Source organism: Microbacterium sp. EB106-03-03-XG65 (assembly GCF_058791955.1).
On the sequence record NZ_JBYTEB010000001.1, the window covers coordinates 387,432 to 408,772 of the forward strand.

Annotated in this window: 23 protein-coding genes; 11 read left to right on the forward strand and 12 right to left on the reverse strand. The window is 67.5% G+C overall.

What is annotated here, in order from left to right:
• Positions 1-90 precede the first annotated feature (90 nt).
• Positions 91-318, forward strand: coding sequence for an RNA-binding S4 domain-containing protein (locus AC3WS6_RS01850; protein ID WP_201470604.1), 228 nt, complete (start codon positions 91-93; stop codon positions 316-318).
• A 9-nt stretch (positions 319-327) separates the two neighbouring features.
• On the opposite strand, the gene AC3WS6_RS01855 is transcribed toward AC3WS6_RS01850, so the two are convergent.
• The gene (locus tag AC3WS6_RS01855) at positions 328-885 is read right to left on the reverse strand and encodes a dihydrofolate reductase family protein (protein WP_492499378.1); all 558 of its coding nucleotides are present in this window, start codon (positions 883-885) and stop codon (positions 328-330) included.
• Between the two features lie 153 nt (positions 886-1,038).
• On the opposite strand from AC3WS6_RS01855, the gene AC3WS6_RS01860 reads away from it, so the two are divergent.
• The 4 genes from AC3WS6_RS01860 (at position 1,039) to AC3WS6_RS01875 (ending at position 6,760) form a co-directional block, all read left to right on the forward strand.
• Positions 1,039-1,935, forward strand: a complete 897-nt coding sequence (locus AC3WS6_RS01860) for an SDR family oxidoreductase (RefSeq protein WP_492499379.1) — start codon at positions 1,039-1,041, stop codon at positions 1,933-1,935.
• Positions 1,936-2,032: 97 nt separating this feature from the next.
• Positions 2,033-2,833 carry a DNA/RNA non-specific endonuclease gene (locus AC3WS6_RS01865; RefSeq protein ID WP_492499380.1) on the forward strand — a complete coding sequence of 267 codons (801 nt, stop codon included), beginning with the start codon at positions 2,033-2,035 and terminating at the stop codon, positions 2,831-2,833.
• Positions 2,834-3,289: 456 nt separating this feature from the next.
• Entirely contained in the window at positions 3,290-5,881 is a 2,592-nt protein-coding gene (locus AC3WS6_RS01870; RefSeq protein ID WP_492499381.1) for a helix-turn-helix transcriptional regulator, read from the forward strand.
• A 228-nt stretch (positions 5,882-6,109) separates the two neighbouring features.
• The gene (locus tag AC3WS6_RS01875; RefSeq protein ID WP_492499382.1) at positions 6,110-6,760 is read left to right on the forward strand and encodes a hypothetical protein; all 651 of its coding nucleotides are present in this window, start codon (positions 6,110-6,112) and stop codon (positions 6,758-6,760) included.
• Positions 6,761-6,764: 4 nt separating this feature from the next.
• On the opposite strand, the gene AC3WS6_RS01880 is transcribed toward AC3WS6_RS01875, so the two are convergent.
• Positions 6,765-6,983, reverse strand: coding sequence for a GNAT family N-acetyltransferase (locus AC3WS6_RS01880; RefSeq protein ID WP_492499383.1), 219 nt, complete (start codon positions 6,981-6,983; stop codon positions 6,765-6,767).
• A gap of 179 nt (positions 6,984-7,162) precedes the next feature.
• The gene (gene dnaB, locus AC3WS6_RS01885; protein WP_194764328.1) at positions 7,163-8,536 is read right to left on the reverse strand and encodes a replicative DNA helicase; all 1,374 of its coding nucleotides are present in this window, start codon (positions 8,534-8,536) and stop codon (positions 7,163-7,165) included.
• 592 nt (positions 8,537-9,128) lie between these two features.
• Between dnaB and AC3WS6_RS01890 the strand changes: the two genes are divergently transcribed.
• Genes AC3WS6_RS01890 through AC3WS6_RS01905 form a run of 4 tightly spaced genes read left to right on the forward strand, consistent with a single transcriptional unit; the run spans position 9,129 to position 11,435 of the window.
• Complete coding sequence (locus AC3WS6_RS01890; RefSeq protein WP_492499384.1) at positions 9,129-10,256, forward strand: hypothetical protein; 1,128 nt, start codon at positions 9,129-9,131, stop codon at positions 10,254-10,256.
• Positions 10,253-10,669, forward strand: coding sequence for a hypothetical protein (locus AC3WS6_RS01895; protein ID WP_492499385.1), 417 nt, complete (start codon positions 10,253-10,255; stop codon positions 10,667-10,669). Before AC3WS6_RS01890 ends, AC3WS6_RS01895 begins: the two co-directional genes overlap by 4 nt.
• Positions 10,669-10,959: a WXG100 family type VII secretion target gene (locus tag AC3WS6_RS01900; RefSeq protein ID WP_492499386.1), complete on the forward strand. Its 291-nt coding sequence runs from the start codon at positions 10,669-10,671 to the stop codon at positions 10,957-10,959. The genes AC3WS6_RS01895 and AC3WS6_RS01900 overlap by 1 nt, the downstream gene beginning before the upstream one ends.
• A complete protein-coding gene (locus AC3WS6_RS01905) occupies positions 10,956-11,435 on the forward strand; it encodes a hypothetical protein (protein ID WP_492499387.1) in 480 nt (159 codons plus the stop codon). Before AC3WS6_RS01900 ends, AC3WS6_RS01905 begins: the two co-directional genes overlap by 4 nt.
• A gap of 64 nt (positions 11,436-11,499) precedes the next feature.
• Here AC3WS6_RS01905 and rplI read toward each other — a convergent pair whose 3' ends face one another.
• The 4 genes from rplI to rpsF form a co-directional block, all read right to left on the reverse strand.
• Positions 11,500-11,952, reverse strand: a complete 453-nt coding sequence (gene rplI / locus AC3WS6_RS01910) for a 50S ribosomal protein L9 (RefSeq protein WP_492499388.1) — start codon at positions 11,950-11,952, stop codon at positions 11,500-11,502.
• An 11-nt stretch (positions 11,953-11,963) separates the two neighbouring features.
• On the reverse strand, positions 11,964-12,218 hold the full coding sequence (gene rpsR / locus AC3WS6_RS01915; RefSeq protein WP_201470590.1) for a 30S ribosomal protein S18: 255 nt from the start codon (positions 12,216-12,218) through the stop codon (positions 11,964-11,966).
• 71 nt (positions 12,219-12,289) lie between these two features.
• Positions 12,290-12,799 (reverse strand): single-stranded DNA-binding protein, encoded by a 510-nt coding sequence (locus AC3WS6_RS01920; protein WP_194764331.1) that lies wholly within the window; start codon positions 12,797-12,799, stop codon positions 12,290-12,292.
• Between the two features lie 5 nt (positions 12,800-12,804).
• Entirely contained in the window at positions 12,805-13,173 is a 369-nt protein-coding gene (gene rpsF, locus AC3WS6_RS01925) for a 30S ribosomal protein S6 (RefSeq protein ID WP_201470589.1), read from the reverse strand.
• A 225-nt stretch (positions 13,174-13,398) separates the two neighbouring features.
• Between rpsF and AC3WS6_RS01930 the strand changes: the two genes are divergently transcribed.
• Complete coding sequence (locus AC3WS6_RS01930; protein WP_492499389.1) at positions 13,399-14,109, forward strand: hypothetical protein; 711 nt, start codon at positions 13,399-13,401, stop codon at positions 14,107-14,109.
• Between the two features lie 46 nt (positions 14,110-14,155).
• Here the strand turns inward: AC3WS6_RS01930 and AC3WS6_RS01935 are convergent, their stop codons facing one another.
• From AC3WS6_RS01935 to AC3WS6_RS01955, 5 genes are all read right to left on the reverse strand, one after another.
• A complete protein-coding gene (locus AC3WS6_RS01935; RefSeq protein ID WP_492499390.1) occupies positions 14,156-14,770 on the reverse strand; it encodes a hypothetical protein in 615 nt (204 codons plus the stop codon).
• Complete coding sequence (locus tag AC3WS6_RS01940; RefSeq protein WP_492499391.1) at positions 14,767-15,687, reverse strand: carbohydrate ABC transporter permease; 921 nt, start codon at positions 15,685-15,687, stop codon at positions 14,767-14,769. Before AC3WS6_RS01940 ends, AC3WS6_RS01935 begins: the two co-directional genes overlap by 4 nt.
• Positions 15,684-16,634, reverse strand: coding sequence for a carbohydrate ABC transporter permease (locus AC3WS6_RS01945; protein WP_314426128.1), 951 nt, complete (start codon positions 16,632-16,634; stop codon positions 15,684-15,686). The genes AC3WS6_RS01940 and AC3WS6_RS01945 overlap by 4 nt, the downstream gene beginning before the upstream one ends.
• 61 nt (positions 16,635-16,695) lie before the next feature.
• Positions 16,696-18,000, reverse strand: a complete 1,305-nt coding sequence (locus AC3WS6_RS01950) for an ABC transporter substrate-binding protein (protein WP_492499392.1) — start codon at positions 17,998-18,000, stop codon at positions 16,696-16,698.
• 87 nt (positions 18,001-18,087) lie between these two features.
• Positions 18,088-19,950, reverse strand: coding sequence for a glycoside hydrolase family 2 protein (locus AC3WS6_RS01955; RefSeq protein WP_492499393.1), 1,863 nt, complete (start codon positions 19,948-19,950; stop codon positions 18,088-18,090).
• A gap of 209 nt (positions 19,951-20,159) precedes the next feature.
• On the opposite strand from AC3WS6_RS01955, the gene AC3WS6_RS01960 reads away from it, so the two are divergent.
• Positions 20,160-21,152 (forward strand): LacI family DNA-binding transcriptional regulator, encoded by a 993-nt coding sequence (locus tag AC3WS6_RS01960; protein WP_492499394.1) that lies wholly within the window; start codon positions 20,160-20,162, stop codon positions 21,150-21,152.
• Positions 21,153-21,341: the final 189 nt, after the last annotated feature.

A 21,341-nucleotide genomic window follows, 5' to 3' on the forward strand; every position in this document is an offset into this window, starting at 1 on the left:
TGCCCCGTAGTCCCCGACGTCGTTCTTCGAGCCGCCGCCCCGCACCGGGTCGGCGGCTCGACGCGTGTGCGGCCGGATACCATTTCAGTCATGACGAATTCCGGTCGGATCGACGACGTCTCCATCGGCGGAGAGATGATCCGCCTCGGCCAGTTCCTGAAGTACTCGGGGCTGCTCGACTCGGGCGGCAACGCGAAAGAGGTCGTGATCGACGGATTCGTCAAGGTCAACGACGAGGTCGATCGCCGTCGCGGGCGCCAGCTGCACGACGGCGACCTGGTGACGTTCGAGGGCCGCACCGTGCGTGTGCGCCCCTGACGGCACCCGTCACCGCTTGGTCGCGTAGCGGAGGAACATCACTCCGCTGGGGAACCGCTTGTCGTCGAGCAGCTCCAGGTCGACGTGCACCCCGTGGGGGAAGAACGGCGTGCCGCCTCCCACGATGCCCGGCCCGATGATCAACCCGAACTCGTCGACCAGTCCGGCACCGATCGCCTGCGCGGCGAGCGCGGGACCGTCGACCGTGAGATCGCTGTCGGACTCGTCCTTCCACCGCCGGACCGCCTCAGGGTCGAACGTGCGCTCGAGCCGCGTGCGCTCGCTCGACACGTCGGGCAGCGTCGTCGAGAACACCACCTTTTCAGCGGCCTGCCACACCCGCGCGTAGTCGATGCCGACCTGCGGCTGATCGGGCTCGAGGTGAGCGGTCTCCCAATAGACCATCGTCTCGTACATGCGCCGACCGTAGAGATAGGTGCCGACGTCGGCGAACTGCCGATTGATGAAGTCGTGCAGCTCTTCGTCGAGCGCCCAGTCGAACCCGCCGTCGGGTCCGCTGACGTAGCCGTCGAGCGACGTGATCATGGAGTAGATGAGTCGGCCCATGCCGCGAGGCTACTCCCGGCATCCGGGCGTGGCGACCCCCACCCTGCCGCCGCCATAGCGACCCTCGGCGCGAGACGCAAGGCGCTGGCCGACATTCCGACGAGCGCGCACGCTGGAGTCATACCCCCAGATCAGCGACCGAGAGGAACCCTCATGTCTCGCGACCAGTACACCTTCACCAACCCGGCCGAGCTCTACTCCGACATCGAACCCCAGAAGCAGCACATGCCGGAACCCGGTCTCGATGCCGACCTCGCCCCGAAGGCCGATCTCGGCGAAGAGAGCTACCGCGGCACCGGCCGGCTGACCGGACGCAAGGCCCTCATCACCGGCGGCGACTCGGGCATCGGCGCGGCGACCGCGATCGCCTTCGCGCGCGAAGGTGCGGACGTCGCCCTCTCGTACCTGCCCGAAGAGGAGGAGGATGCGGCGCGCATCGCCGGCATCCTGCGCGAGGCGGGTGCGACCGTGGCGCAGATCCCCGGTGACCTGCGTGACCCCGAGTACTGCCGCACGCTCGTCTCGGAGGCGGTGGGAGCCCTCGGCGGTCTCGACATCCTCGTCAACAACGGCGGCAAGCAGGTCTATCAGGAGTCGCTGACCGACATCACCGACGAGCAGTTCGACGACACCTTCAAGACCAACGTCTACGCGATGTTCTGGATCACGAAGGCCGCGCTGCCGCACCTCCCGGCAGGCTCGACGATCATCAACACGACGTCGATCCAGGCCTATTCGCCGTCGGGGATCCTCGTCGACTACGCCTCGACCAAGGCGACGATCAACGCCTTCACGAAGGGCCTGGCCGAGCAGCTCGCCCCGAAGGGCATCCGCGTGAACGCCGTGGCGCCGGGCCCGATCTGGACGCCGTTGCAGCCGAGCGACGGACAGCCGCAGGAGAAGCTCCCGGAGTTCGGCGAGGACACCCCGCTCGGACGCATGGGCCAGCCGGCCGAGCTGGCACCGGCCTACGTCTTCCTCGCCTCTGCCGAGTCGAGCTACGTCGCGGGCGAGACGCTGAACGTCAACGGCGGTATGCCCACCCCGTGACCTCTGCCCGCGAGCGCCCCCTCCCGAGAGGTTCGAGAGGGGGCGCTCGCGCGTCTGCCCCTGGAGGGGTGTCGGCGGTGTCGACCAGTATGTCGGTATGGCAGACGGATACGACCACGACTTCCTCCCGACCCGAGTCCCCCTGCCCCGGCCGGAGCGCGAGGCGACAGCGCTGACCTACCCACGCTTCACCGTGCTGCTCGACGCCGAGCGTCGCCTGGCCGCCGCGACGGCGGTGAACATCGATGGCGCGCTTCTGCGCGAGCTGCCCCGCACCGGCGAGTGGAGGCTCGACCCCCGGATCGGGCCTGAACTGCAGACCGGTCCCGAGGTGTACGCGCGCAACGACCTCGACCGCGGGCATCTTGTGCGTCGACGAGACCCCGGGTGGGGCGAGGTCGCTGACGCGCGAGCGGCGACCGAGGCGACCTTCTTCTATCCGAACGCGGCACCGCAGGCCGCAGGATTCAACCAGTCGAAGGAACTCTGGCTCGGCCTCGAAGACCACGTGATCGAGTATGCCGACACCACGGACCAGCGCATCTCGGTGTTCACCGCTCCGGTGCTGGGCGCGGAAGATCCGCCGTATCGCGGCATCCCCATTCCCCTCCGGTTCTGGAAGATCGCTGCCTGGCAGGGGCCTGACGGCCTGGCGTCCGCCGGCTTCGTGCTCGATCAGTCCGAGCTCGTCCGGTTGCGGAACGGACTCTTCTCCGCGCCTCCCCTGGGCGGCTTCCGTACCTTCCAGGTTCCGATCGCCGAGATCGCACAGCTCACCGGCATCGACCTCGGGCCGCTGCTCGCCGCGGACGTGCTCGCGCAGCGCACCGCCCGAGCGACCCCATGGCGACCGCTCGCCTCGGCATCCGACGTCGTGCTCCAGCCGCAGGCGCAATAGACCTGGGAACGCCGCCACACGCTCCGGGGAGAGGGAGTCGCCCTCGGGGAGAAGAGCGACTCGGTGGCGGCGTTCACGCGGATCCGCAGGTGTTCGAGGGGGAGCTCGAACACATCGACCATCTCGCGTCCGGTGAACCCGACTGCCCCGAGTCGCGCCGCTTGCGAGGTGAGAGGGTCCACCTTGCGTGTGAGGACGCACCACGTCAGTAGCCGTGCGGGGGTCGTGTGCGAGTACTTCAGTAGGCGCATCGAACTACTGCCTGCCGCCTGCGGGAGGGCCTCGACGCCGCACGGCCGTACGCAATGCGAGATCAGGGCCTCGTAACCGGTCGAATTCCGAGGTCGACGCGCGGGCCGGTGCGCGAGGCTCGCTGTCGTGCCGCACCGCGAGCACGTGGCGGAGGCGTCTACCCTCCCCGACCTCTGGGGAGTACCTTTTGCACAAGAGCAGCGCGTGAGAAAGCGGGATCTCATGGTCGTCGGTCGCGAAGAGAGCCTCGCCTCCGCCGTGGACCTCCTTCGCGCGGGGGTCAGCATCGATGTCGTCGGCAGTCGAGGATCGGGGCGCAGTGCGTTCCTCAAAGAACTGCGCACCCGGATCGAGGAGGACGAGTGGACGGTGGTCGCCGTGCGCGGCATCGCCTCGCTACGACAGCATCCGCTGGCTGCGCTTCACCTGGCCGGAATCGGCGACCCGGCCACGCATCGCCCCGGAGCCCATCTGCACGAGACTGCCGAGTCATTGCGACATGCGCTGCGAACGCCCCGATCGGTGCTGTTCCTCGATGACTGGGATGACCTCGACGAGTCGTCCTGGGGCGTCGCCGAGGCGGTACGGCGCGAGAGCGGAGTGCCGATCGTCCTCTCCCGCCTGCAGGGTCTGCGCGCGAGGCACACGCCGAGCGGTCTGCCCGCCTCGACTCTCGAGCCCTCGTATGTGATCGAGATGGCGCCGCTGCGTTTCGAGGAGATGGAGAACGCGCTGGAGGCGTATCTGGCGGCGCCGATCGAGGCGACCACGATGAGTCGGGTGTTCGCGAAGTCGGGCGGCAACATCGGCCTCGCCCTGAGCCTGGTCGACGCGACGATCCGCGAGAGGCGACTCGTGAAGCGATCCGCGGAGTGGACCGCCACGCGTGATCTGTGGAGCAGCGGCCTCCGCGCCGTGCTCGAAGCGCACCTCGAGAGCCTCGACGACTCGACCCGCGATGCGCTGGAGATCATCGCGATCGTCGGGGTCGCCGACATCGACACCGCGAGCCAGCTGGTCGATTGGGGCACCCTGGAACTGCTGGAGGAGCGGAGGATGATCACCTTCATCCCCAGTGGCGACCGCCAGCTCGTCGCCGTGATGCCCCCGCTGCTGGTCGAGTTCTTCCGACACGAGCCACTCACGGCTCGGCGAACGCGGCTGACGGGAGAGATCGTCCGCCAACTGAGCACGCCGGAGTCGGTGTGGTCGGTCCTCACCGAGCCCCGGTCGTCGCCGCCGTCCTCGGGCGGCCAGGATGCTCTCTTCGTGAGGCTGCTGCAGGAGCGGGCGCGCGCCCGACGCATCGTGACCGCCGCGGAGTGGGAGGCGAATCCGCAGGCATCCAGTGCCGTCAGGTACATCCGTGCCCTCATGCACACGCACACCCCGAGGGTTCGGGACGTGATCACCGAGGTGCTGTCGTCACCGGATTCTCTCGTGGGCGATGACGCCAGCCGCGCCGAATTCTCCGCCTTGAAGGCCGAGTGGACCGCGTACGTCGAAAACGATGTCGCCCGAGCGATCGCGGACCTGCAGGACGAGGCGCCGAGAGTCGGCCGCTATGCGGGCATGCTGCGGGCCGTCGAGGTGCAGCTGCTCGCGAACGTCGACCGGGTGCCGGAGGACTTCAGCACGCGCCTCGAGGTCGCCGACGACCTCCCCTCAGCCGTCAAGGCGATCATGCTGGAGACCCAGATGAGCGTGCTCGTCGGTCTCGGACGCTTCACGGACGCGAAACGCGTCTTCAGCCTCATCGAAGCACTCGGTGACGCCCCGCAGCGCCACACGTCTCGGATGCTCCTCGGTCTCGCGTTGCTCGGATCGGGCGATCCGACGACCGCTCTCGACATCCTGCAACGAGGATTCGATGAAGCGCACGGCTACCTCGACATCGATGGCGTGCGCGCGTTCGGCACCGCCGCCGCACTGTGCCACCTGGGATCCGGGGATCACGCGGCAGTCGACGAGCTGCTCGAGGTCATCTTCTCCGCCGGAGAGCCCTCGCCCCTCCCGCCCGGGATGCAGCTGTCGCTCCTCGCGATCGCGGCCGTCGTCGCCATCCGGCGAGGGCAGCTGACCGCCGGCGAGAGGCTCGCAGCCGATCTCGATCAGCTCGGCGCCGTCGACGGGCCTCTGCCCGGTCAGAGCAACGCCTGGCCACAGGTGCAGCTGCTCGCCTTCGACGGCAAGACGCGGGAGGCCGCCGAGATGCTGGCGCGTTCGGGAGACGCCCTCTGGAGACGCGGCGCTCGCTTCGCCGGCCTCATGGCCGAGCTCTCGGCCGTGGAGCTCGACCCCACCCGCGAGCGGCTCGAGATCGCGCTCCTGCACGCGAAGGAGCTGCCGGATGCGGTGGGGCTCGCCGCCCAAGCCGCCTTCGTGAGTGCATTGGTCGCCCGGGATGCGGAGGCGATGCTCGCGACGGCCGACGAACTGGAACGCCGCGGGATGACCGGCAGTGCGTTGTCGGCGTGCCGGTTCGCACGTGCCTGGTTCGCCGAGGCCGGCGATGATGCCTCCCAGCGCCGCGCCGCAGACGTCGAAGAGCAGCTGCGCGCTCGTCACACCGGTCACACTTTCGATCTGGCTCGGTTCGGCGCTGTCGCCGTCACACTCACCGAGCGCGAGAAAGAGGTGGGCAGACTGGCCGCGAGCGGCCTGTCGAATGCCGAGATCGCCACCCGCCTGGTGCTGAGCATCCGCACCGTCGAAAGCCACATGCACCGCATCATGCGCAAACTCGACGTCTCGAACCGACGGGGCCTGCGCCGTCATGCCGAAGCGCTCACCTGAACGCGAGGTCTGGCCAAAGGGTCACTTGTGCCGGGTGTGATCGGGTGTCACTCTGAATGAGCAGCCCTGTCGCGCTCGTCGCGGCGGCCGCGGCGTCGTCCCTATGACGGCTCCTGACGGGGCGCCCTTTCCGCCGCCTCCCCCGTGGTGGGGGCGTCCCGTCTCCCTCCTCCCGGGCCTCACGTTCTGACGGCCGCATCCAGCACCCGCATCTGCGATGATCGGTGCATGGTTCGGGGGGACTCGTCGTCAGGCACAGCGCGCAGGGTCTGGACGTTCATCGGCGTGGGCGTGTTCCTCGCTGTCGCCGCGGTCGCGGGACTGAGATTCGTGAACCCGCTGTTCCCTGCCACGACCGAGACCTCGTGCACGGTGACGAGCGGTGTCGATCGTCATCACGTCAGGAAGGGCCCCGACTTCTCCACGGTGGGCACGGACTGCGGCGAGTACTTCGCAGAAACCGAGGTGACCTGCGCAGGCGATCCGTCGCGCACCGTGCATCTCGTCGCCGGCGTGACCTACGACCTGACCGTCCGAGGTCCGCGGATCCCGGTCATCTCCGACCCGACCGTCATGGAGGCCGAAGTGTCGCCCATCCAGCTCGTACGACCCGAACCCGAGCTGGAACTCGACGACGACCCGATGTGGGACAACCTCAAGGCTCTCCGCGAATCCCGTTCACCCGAGGTGCTGCGCGCGTTCGACTACGAGCAGCCGCCCTATTCGCCGCCCTGCGACGCGTGGCGCACCCTCATGACCACCGAAGGGCTGCAGATGTTCGACATCCCGCGGTCCGAAGAGATGCTGCGTGTTCCCGAAGGCGAGGTCGCGCGCGATCCGAAGCTCCCCTGCGAAGGATGGAAGTGCGATCTGGAGTGAGCGCTCAGCGCACCATCCGTGCATCGGTGATCAGCGGCGCGTGCGGGTCGATCTGCTCGACCCCGTCGAAGCCGAACCCGTTCCGCAGGTAGAAGTTCGTCGCGCGCTCGTTCTCCTTCGCCACCCACAACATCGCGGGCCTCGTCCCGATCGCCGCGTCGAGCAGCTGCTGCCCGACTCTCTGCCCGTGGTGCGCAGCGAGAACGTAGATCGCGTACAACATGAGGGTGCGGGTCGGCGGGAAGCAGATGCGAATAGGCCTCCTTCCACGTTGCGACGTGGAGGTCGGCGATTCGCGAGGAATCGCTCGGCTCCGGCTCGCGGATCGTCACCGCCATGCGCGCCCCTCGCCACTCGAACCGTCATCCGACGGCGCGCCGCCGGGTCGATACGGAAGCGCCATCAGTTGAAGTCGCCGCCCGGCGCCATATCGTGGAAGCGCGAGTAGTGGCCCTGGAACGCCACGGTGATCGTCGCCGTCGGACCGTTACGGTGCTTCGCGACGATCAGGTCGGCCTCGCCGGGACGCACGTCTTTGTCGTAGACCGAGTCGCGGTGCAGCAGGATGACCATGTCGGCGTCCTGCTCGATCGATCCCGACTCACGCAGGTCGCTGATCGCGGGCTTCTTGTCCTGACGCTGTTCGGGACCACGGTTCAGTTGCGACAGAGCGATGACGGGGACCTGCAGCTCCTTCGCGATGAGCTTGAGGCTTCGCGAGAACTCCGAGACCTCTTGCTGACGCGACTCGACGCGCTTGCCCGAGGTCATCAGCTGCAGGTAGTCGATGATGACCATGCGCAGCCCCTCGCGCTGCTTGAGCCGTCGACATTTGGCGCGGATCTCGACCAGCGTCATGTTGGGACTGTCGTCGATGTAGAGGGGCGCATCGTTGATGCGTCCTCGCGTCGCCGCGACCGTGGTCCAGTCGCGCGGGTCGAGGTTTCCCTTTCGCATGTTCTGCAGCGGGATCTGCCCCTCGGCGCTGAGCAGTCGCATCGCGATCTCGCTCTTGCCCATCTCGAGCGAGAAGAAGACCGACGGCAGGTTGTGACCGATCGATGCCGCGCGCGCGAAGTCGAGCGCGAGCGTCGACTTACCCATGGCGGGTCGCGCGGCGACCACGATCATCTGCCCGCCGTGCAGGCCGTTGGTCAGCTCGTCGAGCTCTTTGAATCCGGTCGGCACACCTGTCATCGAGCCGTCACGGCCGCTGGCCGCCTCGATCTCCTCGAGGGCGGCGTCGACGGCGATCTGCAGGGGGACGTAGTCCTCGGCCGTCTCCGACCCGGTGATCGAGTAGATCTCGGCCTGCGCGTTGTTGACGAGGTCGGTCGCATCGCCCTGGCCGTCGTAGCCGAGCTGCACGATGCGCGTTCCGGCGTCGACCAGTCGCCGCAGGATCGCCCGCTCCGACACGATGCCGGCGTAGTAGCCGGCGTTGGCCGCGGTGGGGACGATCGACGTCAGCGTGTGCAGGTAGTCGGCGCCGCCGGCGCGGCTGAGCTCGCCCGTCTTGATCAGCTCGTCGGTGACCGCGACGACATCGGTCGGCTCACCGTGCGAGTACAGCGACAGGATCGCCTCGAAGATCAGCTCGTGCTTCGGGATGTAGAAGTCGGCGCCCCTGAGGGTCTCGATCACATCGGCGACGGCATCCTTCGACAGCAGCATGCCACCGAGCGCACTCTGCTCTGCGAGGAGGTCGTGCGGCGGGGTCCGCTCGGGCGGACGCTTGCCGCCGAGGCGGTCCTCGGAGATGTCAGCGATCGACACAGTGTTCCCTTCGATGCGACGAGCGTGGTGGGGCGCTGCCCGGATGTCGTGCTGCGCTGTCGCGGCTATTCGACGCCGTCTGCACAGCGAACCAGCAGCCACCGACATCGGGTCGCTCGACCACGCTACGAGCGGCGATTTACGGTCGCAACAGACCCTGTGGATAACTATGTGGAAAGTGTGCGGAGAATTCCGGAGTGTCTGTGTACAACCGCTGTGGATAACCCAGTGGACTACCTGAAATACGACGACCGTTATTTGCTTTCAACTGCGGTTTTTCGTTTCCCCAACCTGTGGATGAGAACGTGGTTCAACCGCGCGTTTAAGGTTTGTTCACCGACTGGGGGGATGTGTAGAACCTGGGGAAAGTCAAGCCGAGTTTTCACCGGGCGCGTCACACTCGGCCTCATTGCGGAACACACGGTCACGACCTGCGGATTTGGTTCTCCGCGGGGTCATCCGGAACGGATGCGGGCAGAACCCGAGCTCCTGCCTAAACTCTTTCGGGGAGGTCATCATGCAGGTCGACTACGGTCAGCTTTCACTCGCGTCGCAGGTGCTGCGGAGGCAGCAGGAATCGCACACTCGGGCGGTGAGCGAGTACATCCAGAAGTACGGGATCCTCACTCCGAGCGACACCGGCATCGTCATGCTGCCGTTCACCGGCGTCTCGTTGGCGGTCGCGATGCTCGGGGTGCAGGCATCTGACATGTTCGGGCAGGTCTGCAGTCTCGCCGCCGACCGCGTCGACGACGCGGCACGCGCCTACGAGGCTCACGAGAAGCAGGCCCACGAATCGGCGCAGGCGCTCATGCAGCAGCTCGGCCTGAGCCTGGCCCCGTACCAGGGCCCCTCGACGCCTCCGACGCTGGGCGGCGCGGGTTCTGCGGCTCCCAGCGACCACGGCAGCGCCGAGCCCGATCTGATCTCCGAGATCATCGGCACGCCCGATGCGGTCTCCGGGGGCATCAGCGATCTCTACGAAGACGCCACTTCACGCGCAGACGGTTGGTCCGGCGCCGGTTCCGTGTCGGAGCGGTCGGACGCGTCGTCGTGGCTCGTCGCGCCGAACGCGACCAAGAGCGAGATCGAGAACATGCGTTGGGGCGCCGGCCCGATCCTGGGCGGCGTCGACTGGTTGATCGAGCAGCTCGTGGGGCTGAGCCTGCTCGAAGACGTCATCATGAAGCCCTTCGCGGGCGACTGGACCGGCATCGAAGAGGTGCAGCAGGCGTGGTCGCACGTCGGCGAGGCCATGAGAGGCATATCCGACAACGCTGCGGGCCTCGCCGAGACGGGAACGTTCTGGCAGGGCGATGCGGGAACGGCGTACCAGGGCGGCATGGCCGCGATCGGTCTCGGCGCCTACGGACTCGGCAGCGTCGCCGACTCGGTCGCAGGGCTCGTCGGACAGCTCGTGCTCGCCTCGAAGGCCGCTGCCGCCACGATCGGGTTCGCGATCAACCAGCTCTCGCAGACCCTGATGCGCATGGCGCTCGAGGCCACCGTGCCGATCGCCGGGTGGATCGTCGCCGCGGCCGAGGGCGCTCTGGCTGCGACGAAGATCTTCGGAGTGATCCGGCTGATCTATTCGATCATCAACATCATCTACGACGTGATCGAGAGCGTCGTGACGGCACGCGCTCAGCTCGTCGAGAACCTGCTCCGCCTCGAGGACCTCGCGCAGGTGCTCGTCCAGACGTCGAGGAAGTACGCATGACCTTCGCCCAAGACCCCGCCGCCTGGCGCGAGCGCCTCGCGGCAGTGCAGTCACAGCTCGACGAGCTCTTCCCTCCCGGAGAGGAGGCCGACGCCGAGGAGGCCTTCGCCGCGCAGGCCCGCCAGGGCACTCTGGGCCGCGAGTGGCAGGTGCTCCAGGGGCGGATCGACCTGAACCTCACCACCCGTGACGCGATCCTCTCGGGCGAAGACGATTCCGTCGAAGCGGAGTTCGTGCGGCAGACCGGAGCGCGTCAGTCGGACGAGCTCGTCGAGGCGCTGCGCCGCACAGCCCCCGGCGATCCTCGAGACCCGGGAGCCGAGCTCCGCGCCCTCCACGCGGAGACGATGGAACGCGGCGCACGCATCGACGCGATGCTGCGCGAGATGGCGCGACGGGAAGGACGCATCTGATGGCTGCCCTCAAGGCCGAACCCGCGATGATCACGGCACTGGCGGCAGAGATCATCGCCGGCAGCGAAGAGATCTCGGCCGCACTCGGTCGGCTGCAGGCCGCGGCAGACGACCTCTCGCATCGCTGGACCGGCGAGGCGCAGCAGGCCTACGCAGCGGCGCAGAGCCGATGGACGACGTCGATGACAGAACTCGCCGCCACAGCCAAGGCCGCCGGCGAACTGGCCGACGAATGGTCGACCGGTCTCCGCGATCTCGAGCGCTCGCTCGCGCAGGGGTGGCCGGGATGACCGAGGACCCGAAGCGCCTGCGCTGGGCCGTCAACGGTGCCCGCACCTTCACTGTTCCGACGGATGCCGTGGGCGCCGTGATCGGTGAGATCGACCGCACGATGCAGGCCGCGCACTTCCGCCGCGATTCCGCAGCCGTCGGCGCCGAGCGTGTCTACCGTCGCGGCTCCGCCGTGGGCGACGTGCTCATCGGCGGCAGCGGCCTCTCGGTGATCACGAGCAGGCTCGGCCCTCTCTCGGCCAAAGGGGTGACGATCGTATCCGTCGTACACGGTGACGCGGGGGCTCGAGTGATCGTCTCTCTCGTGGCCGGCTCCCACGTGGGCGCGGACTTCGTCGATGCGGTCGAGGATGCCGCGGGCGCCCTCGCGGCACGCGGTGTGCCTCTCGACGACCAGGGCTGGACCCGGGCGGTCGACGTCGATCCGGCGCTTCCCGCGAATCCACGGCGCGCAGCGGAGCTCGGACTCACCTGACGACCACACGCAGAACGCCCCCTGTCCCGAAGGACAGGGGGCGTTCTCGTGAGAGCGTCGAGCCTTACTTGGCGGCGACGACCTGCAGGGTGATGACAGCGGTCACGTCGTCGTGCAGACGAACCGTGGCCTCGTGCTCACCGGTGACCTTGATGGCCGATCCGATGTGCACCTTGCGCTTGTCGATCGAGCCGAGACCGGCTGCCGCGACAGCGTCGGCGACATCGGCGGTCTTGACCGAGCCGAACAGACGGCCCTCGTTGCCTGCCTTGACCGTCAGGCGCACCTTGGTGCCCTCGATGGTGTTCTTCAGGGCCACGGCCTCGTCGCGATCGTGGATCGCGCGAGCCTGACGAGCAGCCTGGATCGATGCGACCTGCTTTTCGCCACCGCGGGTCCACGCCGTAGCGAAGCCCTGGGGGATGAGGTAGTTACGGGCGTACCCGTTCTTGACCTCGACCACGTCACCGGCGCTTCCGAGCCCGGCGACCTCGTTCGTGAGAATCAGCTTTGCCATATCCGTACCCCTTAGCGGCCAGCGCCGGCGTAAGGCAGGAGCGCCATCTCGCGAGCGTTCTTGATTGCGCGAGCGATCAGACGCTGCTCCTGCACGGAGACACCGGTGATACGACGGGCGCGGATCTTGCCACGCTCCGAGATGAACTTGCGAAGGGTCGCGACATCCTTGTAATCGATGAGACCGACCCGGATCGACTTCGCGGGAGCGGTGGGCTTGCCACCCTTCCGCGGCTTGCGGCGGTCGCCGCTCGACTTTCCAGCCATTGTTTTTCCTTAGTTGTGAGACGGACCACCGAGTCTTTCGACGGACTCAGCGACCCGATCCAGAAGATTTCTCAGAAGGGGGTGTCGTCACCGAAGCTGCCCGGAGTGCTCCAGGCATCTGCGCTGGTCGACGAGCCGGGCGTAGACCACGGCTCCTCCGACACCTGCTGCTGCTGCGCGGGGCGCGACTGTCCGCCGCCGCCACCGCCACCGTTGGACGCCGCCCGAGTGACCTGCGCGGTCGCGTACCGAAGCGAGGGGCCGATCTCGTCGACCTCCAGCTCGATCGCGGTGCGCTGGTTGCCCTCGCGGTCCTGGTAGGAGCGCTGACGCAGACGGCCCTGCGCCATGACGCGCATTCCCTTGGTCAGCGAACCCGCCACGTGCTCGGCGAACTCACGCCAGACCGACGCGCGGAGGAACAGCGCTTCGCCGTCCTTCCACTCGTTGGCGGCGCGGTCGAAGTTCCGAGGCGTCGAAGCGATGGTGAAGTTCGCCACCGGCAGTCCGTTCTGCGTGTAACGCAGCTCGGGGTCGGCCGTGAGGTTTCCCACCACGGTGATGACTGTTTCGCCGGCCATGGAACTCAGGCCTTCGCAGCCTTGGCGGCCTTGCGGGCAGCCTTCTCCTCGGCGCGCTTCGCCTCGGAAGCGATCATTGCCTGAGCTTCCTCAGCGCGGAGCACCTTGGTGCGCATGATCTGCTCGTTCAGCTTGAGCTGACGGTCGAGCTCCTGCGTGGCTTCGCTGGTAGCGGTGAAGTTCACGACGGCGTAGATGCCCTCGGTCTTCTTCTGGATCTCATAAGCGAACCGGCGCTTGCCCCAGACATCGACCTTTTCAATCGAGCCACCATCGTTGGTGATGACCTTCAGGAACTTGTCGAGCGTGGGTGCGACCTGGCGCTCGTCGATCTCGGGGGTCAGAATGACCATGAGTTCGTACTGGTGCGTCACTTACCCACCTCCTTCGGACTAGAACGGCTTCCGGGACTTTCCCGGAAGCAGGAGGGTGTGTGCATGTCGTCCGCCATGGCTTCCCGAATGGATGCCAAAGGGCAGACAACCTCGACAGTCTAGCTGAGATTCCTCCGGGCCGCCTCCACGCGGTAGCGCCGGGTCTTGGCATGCTGGGATGCGTGCGTGGTGATGGCCACCGCGCGCACGACCGAAGGGGGAAACATGATGCGTTCCAAGAAGTGGGGAGTCGGGCTCGCCCTGACCGCTGCCGTGCTGCTCACCGGGTGCTCTGCCGGGGCAGAGGAGAAGCCCGCCGAAGAGAAGCCCACCGCCGCCGCCGAGCAGGAGGAGACGACTGCACCCGCATCCGACTGCCCTGAGCTCGCCGAAGGCGCATCCGTCGACGGCGCAGCCCTGGGCGCCTGCATCACCGAGGCCATGACCGACACCGCGGGCTACGCGGGCACCAGCTCGGTGCTGGGCATGGAGTCGACGATGAAGTACAGCCCGGCCGACAAGGCCGTCGAGTCGAACTCGCCGGTGGGGTCGCTCATCGTGATCGGCGACGATGTCTGGGTCAAGTCGCCCACGAGCGAGTGGCAGGCCGCGGACCCGCAGTCGTCCGACCCCGTCATCGCCGCGCTCAGCACGAGCGCCGCCAACCTCGAGGGCATCGACCCCGCTGAGGCCGCGGGTGGCCTGACCGGTGACTTCTCGGTCACCGGCACCGGCAGCCGCCTCGGCCAGGACGTCTTCCTGGTGAGCGGCACGGCCGACATGCAGGGTATTCCGGTCGACGTCGTCTACGAGGTCACCTCCGACTACGTGATCCTGGCGTCGACAGCATCCGCGGATGCCGGTGGCCAGTCCATCGAGACCTCGATGGAGATCACCGAGTGGGACGTCGCGCAGAACATCGTCGCGCCGATCTGATCCACCGTCGAAGACCGCGGGCCGGGGCTTTCGCCTCGGCCCGCCGTCATACGGACGCCGTCGACGACATCCGGCGACGCTCCGCTGCCACGAGGGACACGACGACCAGGCCCGGCGCGATCACGATGAGCGGAGGGAGCATCCAGACCACCGTGATCGCCACCCCGAGTCCGAAGAGCACGAAGACGTCGCCGATCGGATCATCGAGAAACAGATTGCGGCCGGCGCGCCAGAGTTCGGACCACCGCGCTCGCGGATGCCACAGCGCGGCCGTCCGCAGCGACGCCACAGCGACGACAGCGGCGAGCGCGCCGCTCACCACCGCGAGAACCGTGCCGCCGGGCAGCAGTCCCTGCACGCCACCGATCGCATTGAGCACGAGCAGGCCGATCACGGTCGTCGACGCCGCTCCGAACCACCACCCGGAGCGGATGGCCAGCAGACCCCACCTGGCCAGCCGTGCGACCGAGTCCTGCTCGTGATCGAGGTGCGCGTCGAGGTGCCTGACGCCTGCCGCGACCGCCGGGGCGAGAGTCACGAGCGGCAGCGACAGCACGGCGACCCCGAGCCCGACGATGAGCATCTCCCCGAAGGCCGAGACGCCCGTTCCGCCGAAGCGCCGTTCGTCGCCCCGGCCGCGCGCACGCCGAGTCGCGCTCATCCCTTGAGCCCTTCGGTCGCGACGCCCGAGACCAGGTATCGCTGGAACGCGAGGAAGAACACGACCACCGGCAGCAGCGCCAGGATCGCCATGGCCATCTGCGCCCCGTAGTCGCTCGTGGAGGTCTGGTCGACGTACAGCCGCAGCGCGAGGGGCATCGTGTACATGCCGGGATCCTTCAGATACAGCAGCGGCCCGAAGAAGTCGTTCCACGACCAGATGAACGCGAAGATCGAGCTCGTCACCAGTGCGGGCTTCATGAGGGGCAGGATCACGTAGGCGAAGGTGCGCACATGACCCGCACCGTCGATGCGGGCCGCCTCGTCGAGGTCTCGCGGGAGCCCGCGGATGAACTGGATCATCAGGAACACGAAGAACGCATCGGCTGCGAGGAACTTGCCCAGGAGCAGCGGCCAGTACGTGTTGATCATGTCGAGCTGGTTGAACACGATGTACTGCGGGATGATCACCACGTGGAACGGCAGCAGCATGGTCGCGATCATGCACAGGAAGAACAGCCGGCTGCCGCGGAAGCGGATGCGGGCGAACGCGTATGCCGTGATCGAGCACGAGAGAACGATGCCGATGACCGACGCCAGCGCGAGGATCAGCGAGTTCGCCACGAACGTCCAGAACGAGACGCCGCCGATCCCCTGCAGCGCCTTGAGGTAGTTGTCGAACGAGAAGTTCTCGGGCACGAGGCTCACCGAGCCGATGATCTCGTTGCCCGGCTTGAACGACGACATGACCATCCAGACGGCGGGGTACAGGATGACCACGAGCACGGCCAGGGTGAGCACGTGGAAGACGACGGTCTTCGCGCCGTTCTGCCTGCGCCGGTTCGACGCCTCTCGCAGCGCCCGCCCCGTCGTGCGATCGGTCGTGACCACCTCGGTGTGTGTGAGGACCTTGCTCATCGTTCGTCTCCTGCGTAGTGGACCCAGGCCTTCGAGCTGCGGAAGAGCATCACGGTGACGATTCCCACCACGATCACGAGCACCCAGGCCATGGCCGAGGCATAGCCCATCTGGAAGTCTCGGAACCCGCGCAGATAGAGGTAGAGCGTGTAGAAGAGCGTCGATCCCGCGGGTCCTCCGCTGCCGTTGGAGATGATGTACGCCGAGTTGAAGACCTGGAAGGCGTGGATCGTCTCGAGAAGCAGATTGAAGAACAGCACCGGGGACAGCATCGGGATGGTGATCGAGAAGAACCGGCGCACGGGCCCGGCACCGTCGACGGATGCCGCTTCGTAGAGCTCCGGCGGCACCTGCTTGAGGCCGGCGAGGAAGATCACCATCGGCGCTCCGAACTGCCACACCGTCAGCAGGATCAGCAAGGGCAGGGTGCGTGCGGGATCGCCGACCCACCCGCCCTCGGACGCGGGCGGGCCCCCGAAGAACGACCCGATCTGTGCGACGATCCCGTTGTCGATGAACATCGCCTTCCAGACGATCGCGATCGACACGCTGCCGCCGATCAGCGACGGGAGGTAGAACGCCGACCGATAGAAGCCCTGGCCCCGCCGCGGCACGTTCAGCAGCATCGCCACGGCCAGCGCGGCGATCAGCTTGAGCGGGGTGCCGACCAGGACGTAGATCCCGGTGACCTTGACGGCCTGCAGGAAGTTCGGATCGGAGAACATCCGCGTGTAGTTGTCGACGCCGATGAACTCCGGGTCGTTGAACAGGTTGTAGTCGGTGAAGGACAGGAACAGCGAGGCGACCATCGGCCCCGCCGTCAGGGCGAAGAAGCCGATGAGCCACGGGCTGAGGAACAGATAGCCCGCTCTCGTCTCTCGACGAGCGCGCAGGTTCGTGCGCGTCCTGACCGGTCGAGCCGGGGCGGTGGCTGCGGGAGCAGTCATGGAGTCGTCCTTTCTCCTGCATCCGGGCTGTGCAGCCCCGCGGCAGGGTCGTGCGAGACGGTCAGGATCCGAGAACCAACGACATCTCGGTGAAGAGCTCCTGCGCGAACTGCTCGGTCGTGATGTCGCCGTAGCGCAGCTGCTCGTGGAGTTCGCCCCACTTGGCCTCGATGGTGCCGTAGCCCGCGGGCAGGATCGGGTAGCTGGCCGTCATCTCGTCATCGATCGAGGCGAGATAGTCGAGGTTCACAGTGTCGGCGGGGGTCTGGTCGATCGCGGCACGCCCCTCCTCGGTGGGCGGGGTGCCGAGCGACGTGCCGAAGATCTCGGCGACCTGGGGAGACGTGGTGAGGAAGTTCACGAACGCCGCCGCAGCCTGCTGCTGGTCCGAGTTCTTCGCGACGCTCAACAGCATGCTGGGCTTGGGAGCGAGCACGTGCGCGTCCTGACCCTTGTCGAGCGGGGGCTGGACCATGCCGATGTTCTCAGTGCCGGCATCCGTCATCCCCTGCAGCACCGTGGTCGAGAAGTTGAACCAGATCGCGGTCTCTCCTGCGAGGAAGCCGCCGCTCGGCGACAACGCCACGCTGCGCTCGACCGGGTAGAAGTCCCCGTCGTCGCGGAGGTCGGCCGCGCTGTCGAGGTACGAGATCACGTCCTCCTCGTCGAACGCGGGAGTGCCGTCCTCCTCGAAGACCGGGTTGTCGTCTTGCATCAGGTGATAGATGAAGTTCGGCAGACCGCCCGTGTAGTCCTCCGCGCCGTAGATGCGCGGATCGGACCCGCCGCCCGCCTCGTTGACCTCGAGGATGAAGTCGTTCAGCTCGTCCCACGACATGTCGTCGGTCGGGTAGTCGATGCCGAAGGAGTCGAGCAGGTCTTTGTTGTACATCATCGACCAGGCGTTGGTGCCCAGAGGAACGCCGACCAACTGGTCGTCCACCGTGCCGGAGCCCAGCACCTGGTCGTTGATGCCGTCGAGCGGCAGCAGCGTGTCGCGGTAGGGCGTGAGGTCGGCGAGCAGGTTCTTGCTCGCGTACTCGCCGAGATAGCCGGCATCCATCATCACCACATCGGGAAGCGACTTCCCGGCGGCCTCCGTGTTGCGCGCGGTCCAGTAGTCGCCCCACGCGTTGAAGTTGCGCACGACCTCGACGTTCGGGTACTCCTCGTTGAAGAGCGCCACGACCTGCTCGAACCGATCAGCCCTGTCTTCATTGCCCCACCACGAGAAGCTGATCTCCGCAGCCGTGTCCTCGTCGAACGTCACCTCCGTCGGGGCATCGTTCGAACCTCCGCTGCATCCGGCGAGCACCAGGGTGGTGACGCCGGCGACGGCGAGCAGTGCGGGCAACCTCTTGGACATGGGATCTCCTCATTGAGTGGGCCGGGGCCCTGTGGGTCGTGCACGGCGGCCTGGTCCGGCCACCGATGGGAAACGGTGCGCAGTCCGTCAGTGCTCGCTCGCACCCTCGATCAGGGCGCGGAAGGTCGCGAACGGAAGCTTCGGCTCTCTCGCCTCGGTGAGCAGGCCGTTGCGCTCCTGCATGGTGTCGGTGAGCTGGGTCCAGCACCAGCCGGCGAGTCCCGTCGGTCGTCCGCGGAAGCCTCGAGTGCCCGACTGCACTGCCCCGAGGATCTCCCCGAGCATGCGCGTGAAGTCCTCGGCGCCGGATGCCTCCGAGTACCCCCACGAGTCGGTCGGGCTGGCGTCGACCGCCCACTTCACGCCGCCGAACTCCGTGAGCATGATGGGCTGCCCGGTGTCGTGGGCACCCGCGAGGCGGATCCGCCGCCCGGCCGGACCGATGCCGCCGATGTAGTCGCGGAGAGCCGACTCCCCGATGTCGTAGCGGTCGGCGAGCACCTGACCGTCCGCCTCGTAGTCGTGCAGGGTCCAGAGATCGGAGGTGCCGAGTTCCCAGCCGTCGTTTGAGATGACGGGGCGGCTCGGGTCCAAGGCTCTGGTCAGGTGGTACAGCCCCTCGGCGAAGGCGCGCTGATCCGCGCGGGAGGCGATGTGCTGCACGCCCCAGCTCTCGTTGAGAGGCACCCACGTGATGATGCTGGGGTGGGCGCGGTCGCGGACGACGGCTTCGGTCCACTCGGCCGTCGTGCGCCGCACCGCCTCGGTCGAGAACGTGTAGGTCGCCGGCATCTCGCCCCAGACGAGCAGGCCGAGCCGATCGGCCCAGTACAGGAAGCGCTCGTCCTCGATCTTCTGGTGCACGCGCACCGAGTTGAACCCGAGCTCGGTGATCAGCTCGGCCTCGCGGCGCAGAGCGTCGGCCGAGGGCGCGGCGAGATGCGATTCGGGCCAGTACCCCTGGCTCAGGACCGACCGCAGCGTGACGGGTCGATCGTTGACGAGGAGCGCACCCTGATCCCAGCCCACCGAGCGCAGTCCGAGGTAGCTCGCGCAGGCATCGGTCTCGTCGTCCTCGGTCTCGACCCGGACCCACGCGTCGAGCAGCACCGGGTTCTCGGGCCGCCACAGCAGGTGTTCGTAGTGCTGGCCGTTGCGCTGCCCGTCGAGGGGGAAGGTGAGCGTCGTGCTCGTGTCGTTCGCGAGCACGCTGGCGGATCCCAGGATCAGTCCGTCATGCGCGATCTGCACGTGGACGACGCTGTCGGCGCGACGGCTGAGCGACACGTCGACCGTGACGGTTCCTGCGGTCAGATCACACGTCCAGTTGATCGCTGTGACGTGCTGCGATGCGACCGACTCGAGCCAGACGGGCTGCCAGATGCCGGTGGTGCGGTGGTACCAGATCGCATGCGGGTCTTCGTGCCAGTCCTGCTTTCCTCGGGGCTGCGCGAGATCGTGGGGATCATCCTCTGCGCGCACGACGATGACGTGCTCGTCGAGCGATGTGTCGAGCGCGTCGGTGATGTCGACGGCGAACGGCGTATGCCCTCCCTCATGCGACCCCACCGCTGCCCCGTCGACCCATACCGTGGCCCGGTGGTCGACGGCACCGAAGTGCAGGACGGCGCGCCGCTGCGGAGTGTGGGCTGCAGCGTCGAGATCGCTCGCGGTCAGCGCACGCCGGTACCAGACCACAGGGTGGAAGCCGGTCGCGCCGATGCCCGAGGCCGGCGATTCGGGAGGGAAGGGCACGCGGATGCGGTCGGGCAGCTCGCGTCCGTCATGCCACTGCTCGCCGAGTCCGCTGTCGGCGTCGTCGTGCGCGAAGCCCCACTCGCCGTCGAGTTCGACGAACGAGTCGCGCACCAGTTGCGGGCGCGGACGCGCGGTCTCCAATCGACTCGCCCTGATGCTCTCGATCGCTCGGTCGGCGTCTCGCAATGCCACGTGTGGCTCCCTCTTCCGGTCGGCCGCGGCCGACCCTTCGTCATCGAACTCGTCCCTCCGCCCCGAGGGATCGTCTGGTACGGAAAGCGCATTCCGTTCCACGTTGAACTACACGATAGTTCCACGTTGAACTAACGTCAACCACTAAACTCGGATCGAGGAGCTCGCACGTTCTCGCGACCTCTCGACCTGATGAGAGGATGCTCCCTATGCCGCGCGTGACCCTTGCCGACGTCGCCGCGCGAGTGGGCGTGAGCGCGAAATCCGTCTCGAACGTGGTGAACGGCACCGGCTGGGTGGGCGACGAGGTCAGACAGCGCATCCTCGCAGCGATCGACGAGCTCGGCTATCGCCCCAATCTGGCCGCGCGACAGCTGCGCAACGGCCGCAGCGGTCTCATCGCCCTGGTGCTGCCGGACCTGCGCGAACCGTACTTCGCCGAGTTCGCCTCGCAGTTCGTCACCACCGCCCAGTCGCGAGCGCTCACCGTGCTGATCGCGCAGACCGGAGGCGACGCGGCCAGCGAGACGGCGTTGATGGCGGGCGAGGGACTCCCTGCTCTCGACGGCATCGTCATGAGCCCGCTCGCGCTCACGGCGGCCGACATCGCGAGCCGCCCGGCCGCACCGCCCCTCGTGCTGATCGGAGAACAGGCCGAGGCGCTGGTCGCAGCGACCGCTCACCACGTGGGCATCGACAACGTGTCGGCGGCTGCGGCAGCCACGGAGTTCCTTCTCGAGAGCGGGCGTCGACGCATCGCCGCGGTGGGTGTGCAGCAGTCAGGGCCGACCGCCACCTCGCGCCTGCGATTCGAGGGGTACCTCAGAGCCCTTGCCGCAGCAGGCATCGAAGCCGACCCCTCGCTCCACGCCACCGTCGAGCAGTTCAACAGGGCAGAGGGGTCGAAAGCGGTCGAGCGCCTGATCGAGAGCGGTGTGGAGTTCGACGCGCTCTTCTGCTTCAGCGACAGCCTGGCGCTCGGCGCTCTCTACACGCTCGGCAGCCGCGGCATCGCAGTGCCCGAGCAGGTACAGGTCATGGGTTTCGACCACATCGAGGAGGGCGGATTCCACATCCCGACCTTCTCGACAGTCGACCACGGCGCCGAGAAGGCCGCCTCGACGATCCTCGACATCGTCACTGCGGTCGTGCCGACGCCCGGTGCACGCCACGAAGTGCCCTACAGGCTCGTTCCTCGCTGAGCGTCCGGCGACCCCGCGTCGACCCCTGCGTCGACCCCTGTCCCCCCGGGTCTGCGCACCCCGAAGGGCGGAGATCTCCCTGTCGGGCGGACGACCAGCGGCGCAGCATCCGCCCGACGGGGTGAACACCGCCCGTCGCGACGACGCAAAGTCGACCACATCGAGGCGCGAGGCGAGAGCGCGAGCGGC